Source organism: Planococcus halocryophilus, assembly GCF_022489025.1.
GTDB lineage: Bacteria > Bacillota > Bacilli > Bacillales_A > Planococcaceae > Planococcus > Planococcus halocryophilus_A.
Map to the genome: position 1 here is coordinate 282,117 of NZ_JAKVTG010000003.1, position 18,773 is coordinate 300,889.

General features: G+C 38.4%; 26 protein-coding genes. 23 read left to right on the forward strand and 3 right to left on the reverse strand.

Annotation, left to right across the window (positions count from 1 at the left end; genetic code table 11):
• Positions 1 to 117: 117 nt before the first annotated feature.
• A complete protein-coding gene (locus MLE13_RS06070) occupies positions 118 to 1,131 on the reverse strand; it encodes a YeiH family protein (protein ID WP_240748606.1) in 1,014 nt (337 codons plus the stop codon).
• A 105-nt stretch (positions 1,132 to 1,236) separates the two neighbouring features.
• Here MLE13_RS06070 and MLE13_RS06075 point away from each other — a divergent pair, with 105 nt between their 5' ends.
• The 7 genes from MLE13_RS06075 to MLE13_RS06105 all read left to right on the forward strand — a co-directional run bounded on the left by MLE13_RS06075 (position 1,237) and on the right by MLE13_RS06105 (position 5,979).
• Complete coding sequence (locus MLE13_RS06075; protein WP_240748608.1) at positions 1,237 to 2,142, forward strand: selenium metabolism-associated LysR family transcriptional regulator; 906 nt, start codon at positions 1,237 to 1,239, stop codon at positions 2,140 to 2,142.
• A 257-nt stretch (positions 2,143 to 2,399) separates the two neighbouring features.
• Positions 2,400 to 2,921, forward strand: a complete 522-nt coding sequence (locus MLE13_RS06080; protein WP_240748610.1) for a DUF2199 domain-containing protein — start codon at positions 2,400 to 2,402, stop codon at positions 2,919 to 2,921.
• A gap of 156 nt (positions 2,922 to 3,077) precedes the next feature.
• Positions 3,078 to 3,251: a hypothetical protein gene (locus MLE13_RS06085; protein WP_240748612.1), complete on the forward strand. Its 174-nt coding sequence runs from the start codon at positions 3,078 to 3,080 to the stop codon at positions 3,249 to 3,251.
• Between the two features lie 34 nt (positions 3,252 to 3,285).
• Positions 3,286 to 3,729 carry a flavoprotein gene (locus MLE13_RS06090; protein ID WP_240748614.1) on the forward strand — a complete coding sequence of 148 codons (444 nt, stop codon included), beginning with the start codon at positions 3,286 to 3,288 and terminating at the stop codon, positions 3,727 to 3,729.
• A 102-nt stretch (positions 3,730 to 3,831) separates the two neighbouring features.
• A complete protein-coding gene (locus tag MLE13_RS06095; RefSeq protein ID WP_240748616.1) occupies positions 3,832 to 4,269 on the forward strand; it encodes a hypothetical protein in 438 nt (145 codons plus the stop codon).
• Positions 4,270 to 4,591: 322 nt separating this feature from the next.
• Complete coding sequence (locus MLE13_RS06100; RefSeq protein WP_240748618.1) at positions 4,592 to 5,341, forward strand: HEAT repeat domain-containing protein; 750 nt, start codon at positions 4,592 to 4,594, stop codon at positions 5,339 to 5,341.
• Between the two features lie 152 nt (positions 5,342 to 5,493).
• Positions 5,494 to 5,979 carry a hypothetical protein gene (locus MLE13_RS06105; protein ID WP_240748620.1) on the forward strand — a complete coding sequence of 162 codons (486 nt, stop codon included), beginning with the start codon at positions 5,494 to 5,496 and terminating at the stop codon, positions 5,977 to 5,979.
• Positions 5,980 to 6,362: 383 nt separating this feature from the next.
• On the opposite strand, the gene MLE13_RS06110 is transcribed toward MLE13_RS06105, so the two are convergent.
• A complete protein-coding gene (locus tag MLE13_RS06110) occupies positions 6,363 to 6,788 on the reverse strand; it encodes an immunoglobulin-like domain-containing protein (protein ID WP_240748622.1) in 426 nt (141 codons plus the stop codon).
• A 280-nt stretch (positions 6,789 to 7,068) separates the two neighbouring features.
• On the opposite strand from MLE13_RS06110, the gene MLE13_RS06115 reads away from it, so the two are divergent.
• Together MLE13_RS06115 and MLE13_RS06120 are read left to right on the forward strand one after the other, a co-directional pair.
• Complete coding sequence (locus tag MLE13_RS06115) at positions 7,069 to 7,563, forward strand: hypothetical protein (RefSeq protein ID WP_240748624.1); 495 nt, start codon at positions 7,069 to 7,071, stop codon at positions 7,561 to 7,563.
• Positions 7,564 to 7,698: 135 nt separating this feature from the next.
• Positions 7,699 to 8,145 carry a DUF4275 family protein gene (locus MLE13_RS06120; protein ID WP_240748626.1) on the forward strand — a complete coding sequence of 149 codons (447 nt, stop codon included), beginning with the start codon at positions 7,699 to 7,701 and terminating at the stop codon, positions 8,143 to 8,145.
• A 123-nt stretch (positions 8,146 to 8,268) separates the two neighbouring features.
• On the opposite strand, the gene MLE13_RS06125 is transcribed toward MLE13_RS06120, so the two are convergent.
• Entirely contained in the window at positions 8,269 to 9,174 is a 906-nt protein-coding gene (locus MLE13_RS06125) for an SMI1/KNR4 family protein (protein ID WP_240748628.1), read from the reverse strand.
• A gap of 195 nt (positions 9,175 to 9,369) precedes the next feature.
• Between MLE13_RS06125 and MLE13_RS06130 the strand changes: the two genes are divergently transcribed.
• The 14 genes from MLE13_RS06130 to MLE13_RS06195 all read left to right on the forward strand — a co-directional run bounded on the left by MLE13_RS06130 (position 9,370) and on the right by MLE13_RS06195 (position 18,715).
• A complete protein-coding gene (locus MLE13_RS06130; RefSeq protein WP_240748630.1) occupies positions 9,370 to 9,858 on the forward strand; it encodes a hypothetical protein in 489 nt (162 codons plus the stop codon).
• Between the two features lie 197 nt (positions 9,859 to 10,055).
• Entirely contained in the window at positions 10,056 to 10,424 is a 369-nt protein-coding gene (locus MLE13_RS06135) for a hypothetical protein (protein WP_040850706.1), read from the forward strand.
• Positions 10,425 to 10,705: 281 nt separating this feature from the next.
• Positions 10,706 to 11,587 carry a hypothetical protein gene (locus tag MLE13_RS06140; protein WP_240748632.1) on the forward strand — a complete coding sequence of 294 codons (882 nt, stop codon included), beginning with the start codon at positions 10,706 to 10,708 and terminating at the stop codon, positions 11,585 to 11,587.
• Between the two features lie 74 nt (positions 11,588 to 11,661).
• Entirely contained in the window at positions 11,662 to 12,078 is a 417-nt protein-coding gene (locus MLE13_RS06145) for an SMI1/KNR4 family protein (RefSeq protein ID WP_240748633.1), read from the forward strand.
• 51 nt (positions 12,079 to 12,129) lie between these two features.
• Positions 12,130 to 12,603: an SMI1/KNR4 family protein gene (locus tag MLE13_RS06150; RefSeq protein ID WP_240748634.1), complete on the forward strand. Its 474-nt coding sequence runs from the start codon at positions 12,130 to 12,132 to the stop codon at positions 12,601 to 12,603.
• Positions 12,603 to 12,824, forward strand: coding sequence for a DUF7660 family protein (locus tag MLE13_RS06155; protein WP_240748635.1), 222 nt, complete (start codon positions 12,603 to 12,605; stop codon positions 12,822 to 12,824). The genes MLE13_RS06150 and MLE13_RS06155 overlap by 1 nt, the downstream gene beginning before the upstream one ends.
• A 120-nt stretch (positions 12,825 to 12,944) precedes the next feature.
• A complete protein-coding gene (locus MLE13_RS06160; RefSeq protein WP_240748636.1) occupies positions 12,945 to 13,298 on the forward strand; it encodes a transposase in 354 nt (117 codons plus the stop codon).
• A 139-nt stretch (positions 13,299 to 13,437) separates the two neighbouring features.
• A complete protein-coding gene (locus MLE13_RS06165) occupies positions 13,438 to 14,109 on the forward strand; it encodes an HAD family hydrolase (protein WP_346429155.1) in 672 nt (223 codons plus the stop codon).
• 233 nt (positions 14,110 to 14,342) lie between these two features.
• The gene (locus MLE13_RS06170; RefSeq protein WP_240748640.1) at positions 14,343 to 14,678 is read left to right on the forward strand and encodes a DUF7668 domain-containing protein; all 336 of its coding nucleotides are present in this window, start codon (positions 14,343 to 14,345) and stop codon (positions 14,676 to 14,678) included.
• Positions 14,679 to 14,723: 45 nt separating this feature from the next.
• The gene (locus tag MLE13_RS06175) at positions 14,724 to 15,248 is read left to right on the forward strand and encodes a hypothetical protein (protein ID WP_240748642.1); all 525 of its coding nucleotides are present in this window, start codon (positions 14,724 to 14,726) and stop codon (positions 15,246 to 15,248) included.
• 23 nt (positions 15,249 to 15,271) lie between these two features.
• The gene (locus tag MLE13_RS06180) at positions 15,272 to 15,733 is read left to right on the forward strand and encodes a hypothetical protein (protein WP_240748644.1); all 462 of its coding nucleotides are present in this window, start codon (positions 15,272 to 15,274) and stop codon (positions 15,731 to 15,733) included.
• 336 nt (positions 15,734 to 16,069) lie between these two features.
• Complete coding sequence (locus MLE13_RS06185; RefSeq protein WP_430905202.1) at positions 16,070 to 16,678, forward strand: uridine kinase family protein; 609 nt, start codon at positions 16,070 to 16,072, stop codon at positions 16,676 to 16,678.
• Positions 16,679 to 16,799: 121 nt separating this feature from the next.
• Positions 16,800 to 17,660 (forward strand): alpha/beta fold hydrolase, encoded by an 861-nt coding sequence (locus tag MLE13_RS06190; RefSeq protein ID WP_240748646.1) that lies wholly within the window; start codon positions 16,800 to 16,802, stop codon positions 17,658 to 17,660.
• A gap of 200 nt (positions 17,661 to 17,860) precedes the next feature.
• On the forward strand, positions 17,861 to 18,715 hold the full coding sequence (locus MLE13_RS06195; RefSeq protein ID WP_240748649.1) for an alpha/beta fold hydrolase: 855 nt from the start codon (positions 17,861 to 17,863) through the stop codon (positions 18,713 to 18,715).
• Positions 18,716 to 18,773: the final 58 nt, after the last annotated feature.

Below are 18,773 nucleotides of genomic sequence, written 5' to 3' on the forward strand. Positions count from 1 at the left end.
AAAGCAATATTTAGGATATACCATAAATTATTATCAAAATTTTCAAATGTATTTCAGACAATAATAATATAAAAAGTCCACGAAATTTGTTTATTAAAATTCGTGGACTTTTCTATATTAAATTATAAAATACGTTAAGACAGACAATAAAACCGAGGTAATCGTCATTGCAGCGAGCGGCAAGAGAGCACGTTCTCGTAAATCCCGTAAGCTGACATTCAATCCGAGTCCAACCATTGCAGCTGTAAGTAACCAAGTGGTTGCCGTTGAGACAAAGTCACGTAAAGCTTCTGGGAACGGAACGACTGGACCCAATACAAAACTGCCTAACACGCTGAGGAAGATAAACCCGAGAAGAAACCAGGGAAAGTCGACTTTTGCTGTAGTTTCTTCGTTTTTGTTTTTTCGTTTCATCATGAAAATAAAAATAAAACAAAGCGGAACGAGTAAAAAGACACGACCTAGTTTTCCAAGTAAAGCCATAGCGAGCCCATCTTCTCCAGCAGGAGCTCCGGCTAATGCCACATGAGCAATTTCATGTAAACTGATTCCAACCCACATACCATATTCAATGTCATCAAGCGGTAAAAATGGGCGAATGATGGTATAAGTTATAGCAAATATCGTCCCCATAAGCGCAATAATGCCGACACCAATCGCAGTGTCTTCATCTTTTGCTTTAATGATCGGCGCAATAGCTGCAATAGCGGCTGCACCGCACACGCCAGTGCCGACACCAAGAAGTAACGAAATCGTTTGATCGGCTTTAAAGCGTTTGGCTAGCCAAACAGTTAATAAAATCGCAAAAGCAATAACGCCAACATCTCGTACTAAAAGCCAAAGACCATCGCTCAATACAGTATTAATGTTTAGTTTTAATCCGTATAAAATGATAGCGACACGTAGTAATCGTTTTGTGGAAAACGTGATACCAGACCGAATCGCAGTAGGATATCCGAAAAGCTGTCGGTAAAAAACCGCGATAATAATGGCGCAAGCCAGTTGGCCAATTTGATTAAAACCTGGCACTTGTGCCAATAAAAAACCTAAAAATGCGAGTAAAAACGTAAACAACACACCACCGAGCAAGGCAGCTTTAGGTGATGTTGGTTTATTAAGAAATGCAGACATAGTAAAACCTCCTGCAATAAGCTTAGAAAAAAAGTATGCATTAGTAAAATAAGTATATAAAATGAGTATCATAAGTAAATTAAGATGTGAGGAGGGCACAAGAAAGTGGATCAACGATTAGAAGTGTTTATCAAAGTAGTTGAAAAGAAAAACTTCTCCAAAGCGGCAGAAGAGTTGCATATGACGCAGCCCGCTGTTAGCCAATACATTCGGTCATTAGAGGAATCGACAGGAGTAAAATTACTAGAGCGAACCAATAAGTATGTGCGTCTGAATAAAGCAGGCGAAATTGTCTTCCATCATGCACTCGAAATCAAGGAATTGTATGCAAAAATGAATCACCTACTCGATGATTTGACCAACAAAGCGAGCGGGTCTATTGCAATTGGTGCGAGTTATACATTTGGCGAATACTTATTGCCAGCCATCATCGCTGAAGCTAAAGAACAATATCCAGACATCAAACCAACGGTCACTATTGGCAACACCACGACAATTGCCGCATTGGTATTAAACCATCAACTAGATGTCGGAATTGTCGAAGGCCATTTTAAAGACGTCAAAGAACTAAAAACAGAGCCGTTTGCAAAAGATCGAATGGTCATCGTCGCCCCAGCAAATCACTCATTGGCAGAACGTAAAGAGGCTATTTCGATTAAGGAACTGGCAAACGAAACTTGGATATTAAGAGAGCTAGGATCCGGTACACGAGAAGCGGCAGAAGCAGTCTTTGAAAAATTTAGACTGGCACCTCAAGCCATTATGCACTTTAGCAGCACACAGCCAATAAAAGCCATGGTTGAAGCAGGAATCGGAATTAGTTTACTATCAGAATGGGCAATTCAAAAAGAATTGAAATACGGGGATATAAAAGTAATAAACGTTAAAGAAATGCCTTATACGCGAGATTTTTCGATTGTAACTCGGTCGCCGTTTCAAACAAAAGCATTGTCGGCATTTCTTAAGCTATTAAAAAATCATAAAGAAGTGACTGATTTTAAAGTTGAATAACTATTGCTGCTTTTTTAGTTCGTAAAGGTCTAAGGGAAATAACGAACGTTCGGAAAGTGTGTTGACACGTTTACGAACGTTCTTTTGTGGGTTTTTGTGTTGTGTTTTGGTTGTTCGTAAAAGTGTACTTTTACGAACACTTTCTATTTCCAAAATTAACTAGCTATCTCTAGTCTGACTCAGTATATTTGAAATAAAGAAAAAATCTTACCAAATGAATTTTTTAAAAAGAACCAGTTGAAAAGGAGTAGTAAACGATGAGTGAAATTGAACAAGGATATTTCTGCAAGACTTGTGGAGAACACCACGAGGAGCTTCCTATGAGTTATGGAAGCCCAGTGCCCGATTACTGCGAGGACATTCCAGAAGAGGAATGGGAAAGCCGGATTGAGATGAATGAAGATTTGTGCATTGTGGATGATGAACATTTCTTCATCCGAGGAGCAATTGAAATTCCCGTAACTGATGACGAAGGGCCATTTATCTGGGATATCTGGGTTTCCTTGAGTGAATCCAATTTTGAGTTAACAACGGAGTACTGGGAAACGGAAGGACGAGAGCGAAAATTGGATCCCATGTTCGGCTGGTTATCAAACTCCATTCCGTGTTATCCCGAAACGCTGGAATTGAAAACGATGGTCCACACACGTTCGGTCGGAATGCGTCCCTTCATTGAATTGGAACCGACGAGCCATCCAATGGCCATTGAGCAAAGAAACGGCATCACCATGGATCGGATCAAGAAAATTGTAGAAGAATTATGCCATCCGGATGAGTAATTCATAGGTTCAGCATCGAAGGAAAAGTTTTTAGAAAAGTAAAAGGAAATGCGGAATTTCGAATGTGATTGCTTCTTGAAGATATACGGTTTCGAATGTAACTTATGTGCAGTAAAGTTACATTCGGCAAGGTATTAAAATTAGAGAGGATTCAGTATGGGAATTGATATTGTCTTATATAATGAAAAATACGCTTTGCAAGAGGCTCTAGCTTTCTCTTATATCAAATTCCCGCTGATGGAAGTGAATCTGAAAAGCGGACTTTCCGCTGACTTTTACTTGGAAGCGACGCTAATAGGAAGAAAAACGTTCATAAGAATTGATGTATAATGAAAGAATAGAGCAGATAGAGCAGGTGAAAAAAATGATGGAATTAGTGGGTGCATTTTCATTAACGATTTTGTGTTTCATAGCATGTCTCGCAGGTTTTCTATATATGAGAAGATCTCAAAAAAAGAAACCTTTGCCGAATATTAAATTTTACGGTCTTCAGCTTTGTCTCATATTACTTAGCCTTTTATCTCTTATCGTATTTTTGGATGCCCTAACGGTAATGCCTAAGATTTTAAAGGGAGATCATGAAACGGCAATGGGATCATGTTCAGTTGAATATTGGAGCACTTCGAAAGATTCTTATTTAGATATTCTTTTTTCAGAGAATGTCTTTTTTAGTGTGCCTCCAAACTACTGGGACAAAGGTTCATTAGAGAAGGCGTATTGCGAAGTAACTTACTATGAAGGTTCTGATTTTGGCATACACTATAAAATTTATGATAAAGAAAACGGTACATTATTACAGCAAGATTAGCCGCTTTCTCTAACTGTAAGCTCCAAGGATAATTATAAGGCGTGCTAAATACAGGGAGATTCCTCAAACTACAAATTTGGAACAAGAAACGATATAAGGAACTTGCAGAATGGGATTGATGACAAATGGGATTATGATTTTTACAATAACCCCGATAGTTGGATTGCTGGATTTTACGAGCTCTCAATTGAATATCACCTAGCCGGTAATGACAAAAGGTTGAACGATGCACTTGTTGCTTTGACAGAAAATCATTACTTTAAGGGGCTTTGGAAAGGAAAAAGGGGTTTCCAAAAGCCTCCTGTTTCACTGCCAATAGCTTTTGAAGAAGTGAGTGTTAGATCGTTTTACGGCACGATATCTCTTCTTTATTCAACTAAAAAAGAATTGCCTTGTTTGGAGACAATCACTAGAATAAACGGGAAATCGGACTGGTTGGACATTTCCATTCCACAAGCTGCACTTGAGAAGGCATTTCCATATCGTTATCCTCTGACAACTGATAAAAATAAACAATCAATGAAGCATATGAACGGTTAGCAGAGACCGTCTACAGCAGGTCTCCCTTCAACATGGCGATAATTGGCGAAGAAATTTCGGGGGAAACAAATCAAAAAGAACTGACTCTGGGCCTTATGCAAAATAAAGACTACATGACCTTTATACTTCCGAATTCATTGCTAGATAGGCTCGGACTGAATGCGAGGGAAACAGTGCTGTCTAATCAACTAAGGATATTTTAATAACTTCAGAACGAATGTAACTTAATGTGAATTAAGTTACATTCATATTTAGACAAAAAGGGTAATCTCTTTGCCCGATTTTTTGTAAGAGAACATCGAAAGAGGTGAAATGTTCCGTTATGAAATCCGAACAAAAAATAATGATTATCCAGGTATTTCTCGAGCAGGCTGGTCCGGATGCCATTGAGAACATTGCCACCTTTTTAGAAGACGAAGATCCTCACGTTATGTGGATGGCCATCGAAGCTCTGGGAAAATTACCGATCAGTGAAAAAATCAAAAACACCCTGCTGCCCCTGACCGACAATACCGATGAAGAAATTCGGTTTAAAACGCTCGAAGCGCTGTGGGGTTATACGGGAGACGCTGTTTTAAACGCCGTGGTCAATCGATTGAAAGATGACGATGAACTCGTGCGTATTTCAGCGGTGGAAGCCTTGTGTGAGATGCGAGATAGCAGAGGGAAACAGCATCTGATCGATGCCTTAACCGATGTGGAAGAAATAGTCCGTAGGGAGGCCGCAGAAGGGCTAGGCAAACTTGGAGATGCATCAGCAGTCCCTGTACTGGAAGCCTCTCTTCAGAACGAAACAAGCAGCACAGCGAAAGTCGGTTTCTATGTTGGTCTCTATCTTTTGGGTGCTAAATTCCGCCTGATATCTCTTTTGAATCTTTTGAAAGATCCATCCTATCAAGTGCGTTGTTCGGTTGCTAATTGCGTTTTGGACTTGGTCGACAAAGAAAATGAAAAGCTGATTATAAAATCGCTAAATGCTGCACTCATAAGGGAAACGACAGTTGCTGCCCGTTCCACTTTGCAGAGTGCATTGGAGGAACTTAACTCGTCCAATGATCCAGAGATGAAGTAAGTAATTAATATGTGAATGTAACTTAATAGCAATTAAGTTACATTCACAACCGCAATTATATTGACTCATTAGAAAAAAACAGCAAAGTAAAATTACATGAAAAGCGATATGGTCAGTTTATTATCTTACTAACTCGAAGGGGGCAAATACTAATGAAATTAGGTCCTTTTAAAATGTTGATATTTATTTCTTTGTTAATTTTTGGTTTGAGTGGATGTGACTCCGGAGCTGCTGAAGTTGAGGGGCCAAAAAATAATGAACCCGTCAATCAAAAAGAGAACTTTCGTGTTGAAATTTTAAATCCAGAAAATAATGCTGAGATGATTACTGCTTCCATCACCTACACTGGAGAAGAAAAAGCGATCGATGTGTACCACGGGGGGAACCATGTGCTTCACTTCAACTATTACAAGGACGGGAAAGCCTTAAATACCGGGACAAGATCGGATATGAGAAGCAAGACCACACTAATTCAAAACGAATCTCTAGTACTAGATTTTGATGAAAGTAAATTAGAGGAATTTGACGCTGGTGAATTTGAAATTGAAGCGATAGCAGACTTTGGTGTGGGTGAAGATATAGCAAAAGAAGTAGATTACAAAATCTCTGTTTCAACTACTTTGTCTCTTCTCGATTAAAAATAACCTCATTCTCTTTTTCAGTTATACTAATATTTAGAAATAGAGGGGGTTATTGGGGTGGAGAAAACGTTAGCTATTTACATCGCTTTTGGTGCAGCCATCGGATTCTTTTTCGGGGGATCTGGGAGGCTATTGCGGCAATGGTCTTGATTTATATTGCGCTAAGAATTGATCATCTTATAAAAAAATTTGAATACAGAAGATAAGCTTAACTAAAATAGCGTACGCAAATTAAAGGTCGTGTTCGAAAAAAGAGCACGGCTTTTTATTGAATTTAAATGTAACATAAGTGCAGATAAGTTACATTCAGCCAGTAATTACGAAAAAAAGATTTTCTCTATAAATATTTAAGACTAGTCGAAGAGACAGTCTTAAAGAAATTACTCCATCACTTCAAAAGGAACAGCCATGCCACCATAGCGCGCTCGGTATTTGCCAGGCGTCAGTTCAGCATCCAGTTCGCTGACGGTGGTATCCATTAATGCTGTTTCTCCGGGAGGAATACCAAGTGCATCAGCTGTAAACGTATCATTCTTAAAAGGAACTTTGTACCAGCTACCGGCAAAAAGTTTATCGATAGGGAATTTTCCGCCGCCGGCTCCCGTGTATTCTGTTTCTTTGTTATTGTGGATCACAATAACAATCTTTTCAGTAGAATTTATGTATACCTCCTGTTCCATTGTGAGCTCCATACCATCCAAAGTACGAGGAAGCTCCTGGTTAGGCGCTCGATTTATCACATGCAAAAACAAGACAAGTAAGAACAAGGCAACAACCATATAAAAAATCACTCTGATTCTTTTCATTCGAATCCTCCTAACATACAATATATAGAAATTGATAGTGGTGCTTATAAAGAAATCAATTTAATTTTAAATTCATTCTTAAAATTTACTAAAACATTTAAACAGTCTTTTGTATTAGTACGTCAAGACTATTTAAATGTTTCAAAATCAAATAAGCAATGCGATTCCTATCAGTTTCATGTTTTTAGCTAAGCAAAAAACTAGGAGGTGAATGTAACTTATTGTGAAGTAAGTTACATTCACTTTAAAAAATTAATAGAGAAAAACAGGAGGTAAATCTATGAGGAAAAATGGAATAGGCTGGACAATAGCAATTATTTTTATTATTGCCTTCGGACTCGTATGGGTTGCTTATAGCAACTTAAAAGAAGATTATCAGATAGCGAATAGTCAGAATTATTATGACTTTTATGCAAGTGTAACTGCTGATATTCAGTTGATGGAGCAAATTTTAGCACTGGAAAAAGTAGTAGCAACAGGAAATGAAGATTTACAAGCTATGCAGACAAATATAGATGAATGGGGAAAGGGCAATCCCTTTGTAGATGTAGGGATGACAGAAACAGAGCGAACTAAATTTGCCGATTACCGCTCTAACAGTATGATTGCTATTTCAGAATTCCAACGAACTAAAAATGATAGTGAAATAGAGATATTAGCAGAAAACTTGTCCGCCTATAAACAGCAATTCAATCAATGGATAGAAGAAGTAAACGAATGCTCACAGATAAGTGGTTTTTGTGCAGGCTATGGAACCGAATCGTTTCAACAATAGGAAAAAAAGACTTGAAATAAACTCCACCTTGAAAAAATATCAGGGATATGAATGTAACTTATTATGAATTAAGTTACATTCAGTTAGAACAATAGGAAGTGATGATATGGGTCATTTTAAAAGGCGGTTAGCAGATTGGATGAATTTTTACATGGGCAAACAAAACGATTACAGGACATGAATATTAGCTTTACAATAGTGCCAAACAAAGGGAATGAGCTAGAGCAACAATGGGAGGAAGCTTTCACTAAGGATATTAGCCAATCTCAAAAGAGGAAGATGGCTTTTAAGCAATGCATGTGGAATGTCTTCAGTTGGGAGAAAATCGCATGTTTAAAAGAGCAACAGGCGATAAAAGCATTTGATTTGCAGAAAAAAGCAGGTTGTTATCTGATTTGCACATCTAGCGAAGAAGCAATACTCATCCCAAAGGCCACTCGACTCAAAGCGACAGATATCATTCATATAGGCAGTGATCTCTATATCGTCGATGAACATTTTACCTGGACTTATGTTCTAACTCACGAAGAAGATTGCGGTCCTTATTTTTATAACCCTCAAGATTCCCTGTTCTTTAGTTAAGTTAGAGAACAGAAAAAGAGTAATTGAACATTCCGGAAGATAGAAAGCTGCAAGATTATTTTCAATATCTGAATGTAACTTAATCCTAATTAAGTTACATTCAAATCAAGTCAGGTCCAGTGGTTATTCGTCGTCACTAAAGTTGATCCTTACGCCGACTATCTCTTTGAAAATATTGTATTTAATACTTACTTCATACATGCCATCTCCGTATCCTGACATGGCGATCGCGCCCCCAGGGATTGTCCCACCTTGGTCATCCGATGCTACCGTATCCGAACAGGCAACATAGTATTTCAATCCTTTTTCATCCATTTCGATGCCGTAAACGTTTTTTACTTCACCGGGAATACTTTCATCCTTCCCGAATACAGCAGCATCAAAGATGCCAGCCTGTGCAGAATCAACGCCGATCAGCCGATCGCAGACATGCCATTTGCCACTCGGTTTCTTTTCCGCGAAATAGGCCGTTAATGTTTCAACGACTTCATCGTCTGTATAAGAAATAGAGGCTGTCCAGTGCCCTTTTTTTACATTCGATAAATGAACTTGCATCTCTGTGTCTTCGGTTGAGTAACAGGGATCCGTCACGATCAGCTCGCCACTTTCTACTGCGAAATGGCCGGTTTCTTGAGACTTTCCGGTATTCTTTTTGGGAACAAACCGATCGATGAACTCATATAAAGTGGACGATTTATTTTCTATATTTCCACTTTTGGCTGTCCAGCGGTAGACATGCTCCTGCATCCACCTTTTTCGGATGCGGTAGCAAAGTTTATCGCCACTCTTACTCTCTCCAATACAAAGCATATCAGCAGGTAAGTTTTCAGGTCTGTTGGATTGGTTTTGAATCATGATGAGTGAAAATAAGACCCATTCGCCAAATTCGGCGCCATTCGTTTCTAGATAAAGATTCTTGAATTCATCTGGGAAAAGTGCCCCTAGTTGTTTTTCAGCTTTTTTTAAATCGACCAATGAAACGCCTGTCTTGATTGATTTCGAATCAATTATATCAATTACTTTTTTCATACCTTATCCTCCATTTGTAATCCGATTGCGAAAGCGAAATTTTGTATTTGTTTTTTCTTGAAAGAGCTACAAAATCGTTTATCACTATTTTACCAAAATCAAGCAGAAAGAATTTTAAATAATTTTTAAATGTAACTTATTAGCAATGAAGTTACATTTAACTTAGCAACTGAGTTAAAGGAGGAAGACGCACAGATGGAAGAAGAACTTGAAAATCTAATGCTGCTTAGTTTCTCAGATCTTTTTTTGGTCCAGTGCCCAAAGTGCAAGAACTGTGCCAGCGTGTTCACTCTCGAAAATCCGCTAGGTGTTGATGAATCAATTGTGGTAAGAGGAAATGAATCTAAGAGGGTCGCTTGTAAAAGCTGTGGCTTTTCAAAAGATATGCATCCAAGAAAACGATCAAATCATTATGAATATGAGTTTAACTTATTTGAACAAAATCCAGAAGCTGATTGGTATTTCGGCCTCCCATTATATCTTCAGATGTCATGTTGCGGGCAGCAGTTATGGTTCTTGAACGAGAGGCATTTGATCTATGTTGAAGCGTATTTACAGAAAACCGTTCGACCGTCCGAGACATATTATATGAGTGTTGAAAGCCGGTTGCCTAAGTGGATGAAGAGTGCTAAAAATAGAACAGAGGTTTTGAAAGCAATCAATAAACTAAAAGGGGAAATATAATTATTTGGGGAAGTTGTTTCGATAAAATATAAAGTAAGCAAGAGCACATTCGAACACGAGCTAATACAGTTACAAGGTTTTTTTGTTTTGGGTACAGAAAAATTAAGTGAAATGAGAAACGGGTTTATGGATATTTCCAACCAATTCGGTTGAGGCTCAACTTTAGTGAATAATTAAATTCGAATGGTGGTGCAAAAATGGAATCTTATCCATCGGAACTGGACTTAATATCTTTATTCGAATGTATGCCAATAAAAAAGGATGAAAAAGAACTATTCGAATACGATGAAACCACTTTTTTATTCCGTACTGAAAACAATGCTTTTGAAGTAATGATATCTCCCTTCTACAATAGATTCTCACTCATAGCAAAAAATATATTAGGGGATGAAGTTATTGGTTATTATAACTTTCATACGGTCAGTAAAATTGAAGTTATCTTAGATCGCAAAAATGATTCCTCGCTGCGCTTATTTATGGAATATGATCGAAGCGAATTCATAACGCTCGTTGAACTTACGTTTAAGCCGGAATTTAAAGTAATTATGAAAGACGTATATAGTTAAAAATAATTCTTTGCAGTGTGCCTATGTCTATATCATTAATTCAACGGAACTTTAACCGGTCTAAATAAGAGCTCGGGTAAAAAATATTAAAGAGTAATCAGTTTACATATCTCGAATTATCGAAAGAGAAGAAGCTTAATCATGAGTTTTTTCTTTTTTTGTCTGAATAAGGTTACTTTTACGAACGCTTTTATTTCTGGAAATTAACTGGCTATTCGATAAGTGACTAAGTATATTTAAAGAAATAAGCTTTCAGACTCAGTGAAGGAGGAAACATCCAAGTGACTTCAGATTCAACTACCTACTATATTCACCCCGGTGAAGAACATACTGGCCCCACCATGGTATTGACTGACTATTGGGATGACAACTTGCGAAGCATTATGTTAGCACAAGGGATACAATATATAACCTTAAGTAGAAGTGTCGGTTGGGAAGGCCAAGATATAAGTTTCCTAGAAACGTTGGATTTTTTGAAAGGTGTTAACATCTATGCATTTGATATCAAAGAGTTAAGTGTCTTGCATCTCCTACCAACTCTCGAACATATTGGACTGGATTGTGATTTGTCTGTTGAACTGGATATAAGCCAATTCAAACACCTTAAGAATTTTTTTGGTCGACACAGAAAGAAGCTCAAAAATTGGTGGGAAGTTTCAACTTTGGAACGGTTGAATATCACAAATTATCCGTTTGAGGATCTGATGACATTACAGCAACTTGTTTGCTTAAAAAGCCTACAGCTGACTTCAACAAAACTTCAGACATTAAGCGGAATCAATCACTTAAAAAACTTACAGCTGTTGGATTTATACAGCTGCCCCAAACTAATTTCTTTTGAATCACTTAATGCTTTAAAAAGTCTGGAAGAAATAGTGATTGAAAGCTGTAAGCGAATCGAAAAATTAGACGAAATCGAAGGATTAGAGAATTTAAGAAAATTCTTACTTACTAACTGTGGAGATATTCAATCAATCGAACCCTTAAAAAATTGTTTACACTTGAAGAAAATTTTTATCGGTGGTAAAACGACGATTACAGATGGAGACTTCAGCCATCTTTTCGAATTGCCGAAGCTAAAATCTTGTATTTTTGTTGAAAAAAAGCATTACAGCTACAAACAAAAAGAGGTCGAAGCAATTTTACGAAAGCGACAGTCGTAAGGCAGCTTGACTCAAGAATCTTGGTTTACATCCCAGGACTTATTAGAGGTTACTTAAACACAAAGGGGAAAAAGATGGACACCGACATTCAGCAATATCTAAAGTCATTTGACCTAAATGACCCGGCTGATCCAAACGTCATCCGAAACGTTGAAAATCAATTGGGCTTCCTATTCCCCGACGAGTATGTCAAATTCCTGTTACATGCAAATGGAGGCGAGGGTCCGATCGGTGATAACTATCTCCAGTTATGGAAGGTCGAAGAACTAATCGAAGATAACGAACGCTACAGTGTCGAAGAATTTGCACCAGGAATATTGATTATTGGATCGGATGGCGGGGATACTGCTTACTGTATGGATACGCGAAGCAAGGAGATGCCCTTTGTCTCCATGCCGTTCATCGGGATGGACCTCGAGGAGGTGGAACTATGTGGATCTACCTTTACAAAGTTCCTCGATTTTCTAAATAAAGTGTCAAATGCCGACTAACCAAGTCCGGCTTACATAAAAATAACTTATATAAGATGGAGGAGTAACAGGATGAGCATCAAAACCTATCAAAAAGCCAAAAAAATCATCTCAAAGAATAAAGACCTAGCGGATTTTGAAGGGCAAAAGTCAGTAGAGTTAATCGCGAAGGCAGAAGCAGCAGTAGGTCTAAAATTTACCGGTTCCTATCTGGATTATTTACAGACATTCGGCGCAGGAAATTTTGGCTCGGAAGAAGTTTACGGGATCATCGACGAAGACTTTGAGGACTCTTCAGTGCCGGATGCCATCTGGTACACGCTCAATTTACGCAAAAGCATCAATCTGCCTGCCAACTTTCTGGGGATTTACGATACGGGCAGTGACGAGATTTTCTGTCTGGATTTTCATAGTACAGATGCAACAGGGGAACCGAAAGTGGTTGCTCTAGATCCGACATATGCCTTAGAGGATCAGACACTGGAAATCATTGCGGATGATTTTGGAGACTTTCTATTGGAATTGGTCGAGGAGGAACTGGCGTAATGGACACAGATCAGGTTAAGTCAAAACAAGACGCCATCCGCTTTATCCAGGAGTTGATCAGTGATTTTATAGAAAATAAGGAAGCTTGGGAGAATATCGAACTTCCGGATTATCTTGAAAGCATGCAAGCTTGGCTAGCGGATGCCGACGATGCCGTTTTGGACGCAAATAAATGGGAACTGTTATGCAACGCACTTGAGGCGCCGAAATTCTACGAATAAACTAAACAAATTCAAACTAAATTTTGACTACTATAAAAAAGTCGGATCTGTTGGGAAGCTCATTTAATGGCCTTCGCTTAATTATAATTTATCAATTAAACCAAGAAAAGAGGGACGATAATGAATGAAGCATTTGTTAAGTCATTGCACGAATTAATTGTGAAAGAAAATCTGGAAAGTTATAAGGATCTATATGAGACTGCGGTAGTGGATGCCAAAACGGATCCCTTCTATAAAGAAGCTTTGAATTTATATAACAGTTTACCATCGGAAAAAAGAGAGACCTTGATGAAAATAATCGAACAAACCATGGTAGATACGGTTTCCTCGATGTTAGGCATCATCGATGGTAGCATTCCGGTAGATGATGACGATTCTGTCGAACCAAGATTACTCCTGAATTCTATAGATACTGAAGGAGAACTTCAGGATTTATTTCTGGAATTTGTGGAAGAGCTGGAGGACAGTAATTAAATTTCTCTAAAAAATACAAGTTTACATATCATCTCTTCTCAGAAATATAATTGTTTAAATTCGACAGAATAAAACTTGTCTCAAGAAAGTAATCTCGCTTCAATTCACTTAAAATCTGTAGATGAAATATAAGGAGGAAATTATGAAATCATTCATTTTTGATATGGACGGCACACTTTTTCAAACCGATAGAATCCTGGAAATAGCACTTGATGATACATTTGATCGTTTAAGAACTTTAAATCTCTGGGATTCCGGAACGCCACTTGAAAAATATAGAGAAATAATGGGCGTTCCATTGCCTGAAGTCTGGAAGAAGTTACTCCCGGAACATTCACTTGAAACCCGCGAAGAAGCAAACGACTATTTTCATGAACGATTGATCCAGAACATCGAAAGTGGGAAAGGAGCATTATATCCGAATGTCGAGGAAATATTCATGCACTTGAAAAATCAAGGACATGCCATCTATATTGCAAGCAATGGCTTAACCGCTTATCTGGCTGCAATAGTGGCATTCTATGGACTGGATCGATGGGTTACAGAGACCTTCAGCATTCAGCAGATTTCCTCCTTGGATAAAGGGAGATTGGTTGAAACGATCGTTCGAAAGTACGATATCACGAATGGGGCAGTCATCGGTGATCGGTTATCCGATATCAATGCAGCAAAAATGAATAAACTGATTGCTATCGGCTGCAGATTCGATTTTGCCCAGGAAGATGAATTGGCTCAAGCAGACTTTGTGATTGAAGATTTATCTGAATTAATTCTTTTATCATCGAAATTGAACGGTAACTATGTAAGTTAACGTTTCAAGAGAATCAATTTGTATAAATTAACTTCAGTATAATGAGTCACTCATCTCTTTTTTCAATATATAGTTTACATATCCCGAATTATCAGAAGCTGTTTGAATAAAGAGCGAGAAAGGAGGGTAATTGAAACGCCTCTTCTCTCGCTTTTCGTTTCCAAATTTAACTAGCCATCAATTGAGTTTCTGCGTATATTTATGAAAAGCGTCTTAAAAAGGAGGTACAGTATATGGAAGAGAAAGATGAGATTCTCGCTTTGCTCAAACCATTGGTCGAAGACTTGGTTAACGGCAAGTTAGCGTTAATTAGAGAAACGGGAAGAAGCGGGCCTTATACTGTGGAAGAACTACAGGAGCAGCTGGATGATTACGGCGGAACCTTGACAGCACCGCCTGAAACAGATTATCAAAACCTAGATCTTTATGAGATTGATGATGAGCCGGAATGGGTGCTGGAATATGACCTATGGATCGATGGGGAAAAGTCGGATTTGACCTTAACTTGCACGCTCCGGTTAACGGATCAGGAACAATCAATTATCATCGACAGCATTCATGTACTTTGAACAAAGAGATGGATCTCGAAACAATTTTCGCAAGGGGAAATGACTATGATAATGTTAGCAACACTGATAGACGAACCCGAATCAGGGAAGTATAAGGAAAGGATTTATGATATTCATAATCCATGGAATTCTGGCGACTGGACGTGGGTCAAATTCACGGATGATGATTTAGAGGAATGGTGCGGCAACTTCCGCGGTTCCCCAAGAGGGGTGGCCCTTTCGAAAAGGCATCAGGTTGTGCTCATTCTCACTTCCGATTACTTATTCAAATTGGATGCTGGCACTGGTAACCTACTTGACTCCGTTCCGGAACCGGATTACCGATCCTTAACTGTTTCTCCTTCCGGTGAGTTCATCGCAGCCAATGACTATCATTTAGATTTGCTGCATCCCAACTTACAGGATGCCACTTCCATCCCAACCCCTGTTGAAGTGGATATGCTTGTATTCAACGGGTGGCATGGAAATAAGTTATCCATTTCCTGCACGGATTTTCTGAACATAAACCAGTCCTTGGAGTTAGAGCTTGATAGTGAAACTTATGAACTCGTACTCAAAGATTCTCGTTAAGGTTAAAAAAGGGGTGAACCTAGGTGTCTTACGTTCTATTCGACTGTACGCAGTTTGTCACTTTCCAAACCAAAGAATATAAAAAGATTGAAAGTCTTAAAGGTGATTTTGAGAACTTGGGTTTCATTGTGTATAAGGACACGGAAATCCAAGCAAGGAAACGGGCTTATTTTGAGGACCATTTCAAGGGTACAGTTTTCGAGTTGTTTGATCAGGAATTCCTGGGAGAATTCGAAGACTGGAAAGAAGTTTCTCAGCCGACAATAAAACTAGAGGGATTGATCAGAATAATAGAAGAGTTAGCGAAGGATGAGACGATTAAGGGCTTGAAAGTGATGATTGTAAACTGTGCTTCAGAAGATCAGGAAGAGGATGGAATCCTTCAGCTTGCCGCCTCTGCTGATACGGCAGCAAAAGATTTATTTTCGATGTCCTATTGGAATTTCGACGTCAAATCCGATGTAGTGATCTTAAATTTCGAATGAAACTCTATAATTTTAAAATTTCCCCATAAAAACTAAGGTTGGTATATACAGTTGCACGATGATCGAAAGTTTGTGGACTAAATAGTTTACATATCAGCACTTATCGGAAGCTATTATACTTGAAAGGAGAGAAGAGGCTTTACGTAGCTCATCTTTTCTCCTTTTTCTTTGCGAAAGTGTACTTTTACAAAGGGTTTAATATTTATAGAAGCATTCGTTTAATCTCTACTTCTTCTATAGAGCAACCTTTCGCTACTGGATATATATGTTAAAGTGGAATAAGAAGTATACAGCTGAGGAAGAGGACTCCTGTAAGTAATAGGAAGTGGGGATAAAGTGAACTTAAATTCTAAAAAAGGCGTTTACACTGATTTGGAACAAGTAATAAATTCCATTAGCTCGATACCAAGAAAACGAAAGACTTTGCTGATTGGAATAGATGGATGTGGAGGTTCAGGCAAAAGCACGTTAGCCGATAAACTGAAAATGGACTGTACCGATGTAACCGTTGTTCATATGGATGATTTTTATTTACCTTCTCCCCAACGTATAAACGCTCTCCCCGAAGAGAAGCCAATCGGCGCGGACTTTGATTGGAAACGTATGTTGAAAGATGTGATTGAACCCCTTAGTCAAAATAAAGAAGGATGTTACCAGCGATATGATTGGGATGATGACAATTTAGCAGAATGGCATACAGTACCCGTGGGAGGGATTGTTGTAATAGAAGGCGTTTATTCTCTTCGAAACGAGTTAGTGGATAAATATGATCACACAATATGGGTAGATTGTCCACGAGATGTGAGGCTTTCACGGGGGCTTGCGCGAGATGGAGGAAATGCCCGCGATATGTGGGTAAATAATTGGATGGTCTCAGAAGACCTCTACGTTGAAGCACATAAACCATTAGAAAAATCGAACCTTTTAGTTACTGGAATAAAATAACCTTTCTAATTCTTCATCTTAAATCACTCAAAAGGTTATAGTCTAAGGCTATAAAATCTTTTATTGGATAAGTGTACTGTAGGAATACTTTTGAAGAAAATTGAACATAAGGAGAGTGGAGATGAGGAGTTTTGTTAGGTTAAATAATAAACGAATGGAAATATTTCAAGAAGGAGAACTTGGAGTACCCATACTTATTCTAACGGGGATGGGTTGCTCATTTGAAGAATGGTTTGAAGTAACAGAAGCGTTAAGTAAAACAAACAAAATCCTTATGTTCCACCGACCAGGGTTGGGAGAAAGCGAAATAGGAGAAGAAAACCGTACAACTTCTCGTACTGTAAAAGAGATTAATGAGTTGCTAAATACTCTGCAAATAAATGAACCAATCATTCTGGTTGGCCACTCGTATGGTGGGTTATGTGCGCAGCAGTTTACGAAACTCTATCCATCTAAAGTGAAAACGTTAATTCTGGTGGATTCTACTTCCGTAGAGCTAGGAAGACTGGATAGGTTGGAAGATTGTAGCACATATGCGAATCTCGATGAGACTGAACTAAAAAGGATTATTCATCCGGTTTTAACTGAAAATCAAAAAAAGTTGCCACTGCACGTACAACAACGATTACTCAGGTTTCAGCAAACCCCAAACTTATATAAAGCGATGAAGAGTGAAGTAGAAAATTGGAAAGCTGATGCTAGGATAATCAAAAAACTCGGTCAGCTTCCAAATATCCCTCTCTTGGTAATAGGGCGGGACAAGAAATACGTCATTCAACAAGGAGTGGAAGAGGGTCTGCCTGAATCGGAATTAATGCTACTTGAAGAAACATGGGAACAATTAATCGAAGAACAAGCAGAGCTTTCCAAAAGTAGCAGATTAGTATTCGCGGAAAATTCAGGGCACTCCGTACATCTTGATCGCCCTGACTTGATAATTGAAGCAGTAAAAAATTTAGTAGAAGATACAAAGTCACAATAGAATGGGTTTACATATTCCGGATTAGCGGAAGGAAGAAGCTCAAGCATGAGCTTCTTTTCTTTTTGTTTACAAAAGTGTCCTTTTACGAACGGTTATCTTTATATAAAAGTTCAATTATTTCAATTTGACTCATGGGATTTATTGGTATAATGGATTATATTCAATAATGAAAAAGGTTATGGGGAAAGGGAAGAAATGTTATGCATTGGGAAAAGCGATTGGTGTCGACGGATAGAGGAGTATTTGAGATTTTTCAGTTTGGAACGGGGGCGCCTGTTTGTATTACCCATAATTATTCCGAGTTCAATCATACTGGGGATGCTTTTGCTGAAAGTTTTACACAAGATCATCACGTGATTCTAGTCAATCTAAGAGAAACCGGAAATTCTGCAAAAGCCATTGAGCCCTATCAATTAAGCATGATTGAAGCAGTAGTCGATTTGGAATCCATTCGAACAGAATTGGGTTTTGAGCAATGGACATTCGCAGGTCATTCTACAGGAGGGATGATCGGACTTTTATACGGTATCTATTTTCCTGTGTCGTTGAGTTCGCTCATTTTGGTGGGAACGGCTGCCAGAGAATATACCTCCGCATCAGAGAGGTGCATCTACAACGTAAATCATCCTCAAAACTCCCTGATGAATGGATTGATGGCGCTCTTAAAATCTCCAACACTTACAGAGTCAAAGCGTAAGTCGCTTTCTCAAAAGCGAACCGAATTGTCCTTATATCGTCCAGAGAGGTATGCGGATTACTTTTCAGCCGGTATTCAAAAGAAAATGTCAGCCATTCGATTGAACTTTTTTAATCGGGAATTGAGCATTTATGATATCACCCGACAATTGGAGAAAATCACCGCAAACACGCTTATTCTTTGCGGGCGCCATGATGTCCAATGTCCGGTTGAGTTTTCAATGGAAATGAGTGAATATATACCAAATAACCAGCTGGTTATATTCGAGGACAGCAATCACTATCCTTTCCTCGAAGAAGACAAGCGTTTTAAAGAAGTTATTGAACAATTTTTAGGAAATATCCCTCTAACTAAATAGGTCAGGTTAGAAGAGCGATAGAGATAATTTGTTTACACATCCGAAAACTACGAACAGT

Coding starts and splice junctions, on each gene's coding strand:
- MLE13_RS06070 (WP_240748606.1), bottom strand. CDS start 1,131: ATGTCTGCATTTCTTAATAAACCAACATCACCTAAAGCTGCCTTGCTC.
- MLE13_RS06080 (WP_240748610.1), top strand. CDS start 2,400: ATGAGTGAAATTGAACAAGGATATTTCTGCAAGACTTGTGGAGAACAC.
- MLE13_RS06085 (WP_240748612.1), top strand. CDS start 3,078: ATGGGAATTGATATTGTCTTATATAATGAAAAATACGCTTTGCAAGAG.
- MLE13_RS06090 (WP_240748614.1), top strand. CDS start 3,286: ATGATGGAATTAGTGGGTGCATTTTCATTAACGATTTTGTGTTTCATA.
- MLE13_RS06100 (WP_240748618.1), top strand. CDS start 4,592: ATGAAATCCGAACAAAAAATAATGATTATCCAGGTATTTCTCGAGCAG.
- MLE13_RS06105 (WP_240748620.1), top strand. CDS start 5,494: ATGAAATTAGGTCCTTTTAAAATGTTGATATTTATTTCTTTGTTAATT.
- MLE13_RS06110 (WP_240748622.1), bottom strand. CDS start 6,788: ATGAAAAGAATCAGAGTGATTTTTTATATGGTTGTTGCCTTGTTCTTA.
- MLE13_RS06115 (WP_240748624.1), top strand. CDS start 7,069: ATGAGGAAAAATGGAATAGGCTGGACAATAGCAATTATTTTTATTATT.
- MLE13_RS06125 (WP_240748628.1), bottom strand. CDS start 9,174: ATGAAAAAAGTAATTGATATAATTGATTCGAAATCAATCAAGACAGGC.
- MLE13_RS06130 (WP_240748630.1), top strand. CDS start 9,370: ATGGAAGAAGAACTTGAAAATCTAATGCTGCTTAGTTTCTCAGATCTT.
- MLE13_RS06135 (WP_040850706.1), top strand. CDS start 10,056: ATGGAATCTTATCCATCGGAACTGGACTTAATATCTTTATTCGAATGT.
- MLE13_RS06145 (WP_240748633.1), top strand. CDS start 11,662: ATGGACACCGACATTCAGCAATATCTAAAGTCATTTGACCTAAATGAC.
- MLE13_RS06150 (WP_240748634.1), top strand. CDS start 12,130: ATGAGCATCAAAACCTATCAAAAAGCCAAAAAAATCATCTCAAAGAAT.
- MLE13_RS06155 (WP_240748635.1), top strand. CDS start 12,603: ATGGACACAGATCAGGTTAAGTCAAAACAAGACGCCATCCGCTTTATC.
- MLE13_RS06160 (WP_240748636.1), top strand. CDS start 12,945: ATGAATGAAGCATTTGTTAAGTCATTGCACGAATTAATTGTGAAAGAA.
- MLE13_RS06170 (WP_240748640.1), top strand. CDS start 14,343: ATGGAAGAGAAAGATGAGATTCTCGCTTTGCTCAAACCATTGGTCGAA.
- MLE13_RS06175 (WP_240748642.1), top strand. CDS start 14,724: ATGATAATGTTAGCAACACTGATAGACGAACCCGAATCAGGGAAGTAT.
- MLE13_RS06190 (WP_240748646.1), top strand. CDS start 16,800: ATGAGGAGTTTTGTTAGGTTAAATAATAAACGAATGGAAATATTTCAA.
- MLE13_RS06195 (WP_240748649.1), top strand. CDS start 17,861: ATGCATTGGGAAAAGCGATTGGTGTCGACGGATAGAGGAGTATTTGAG.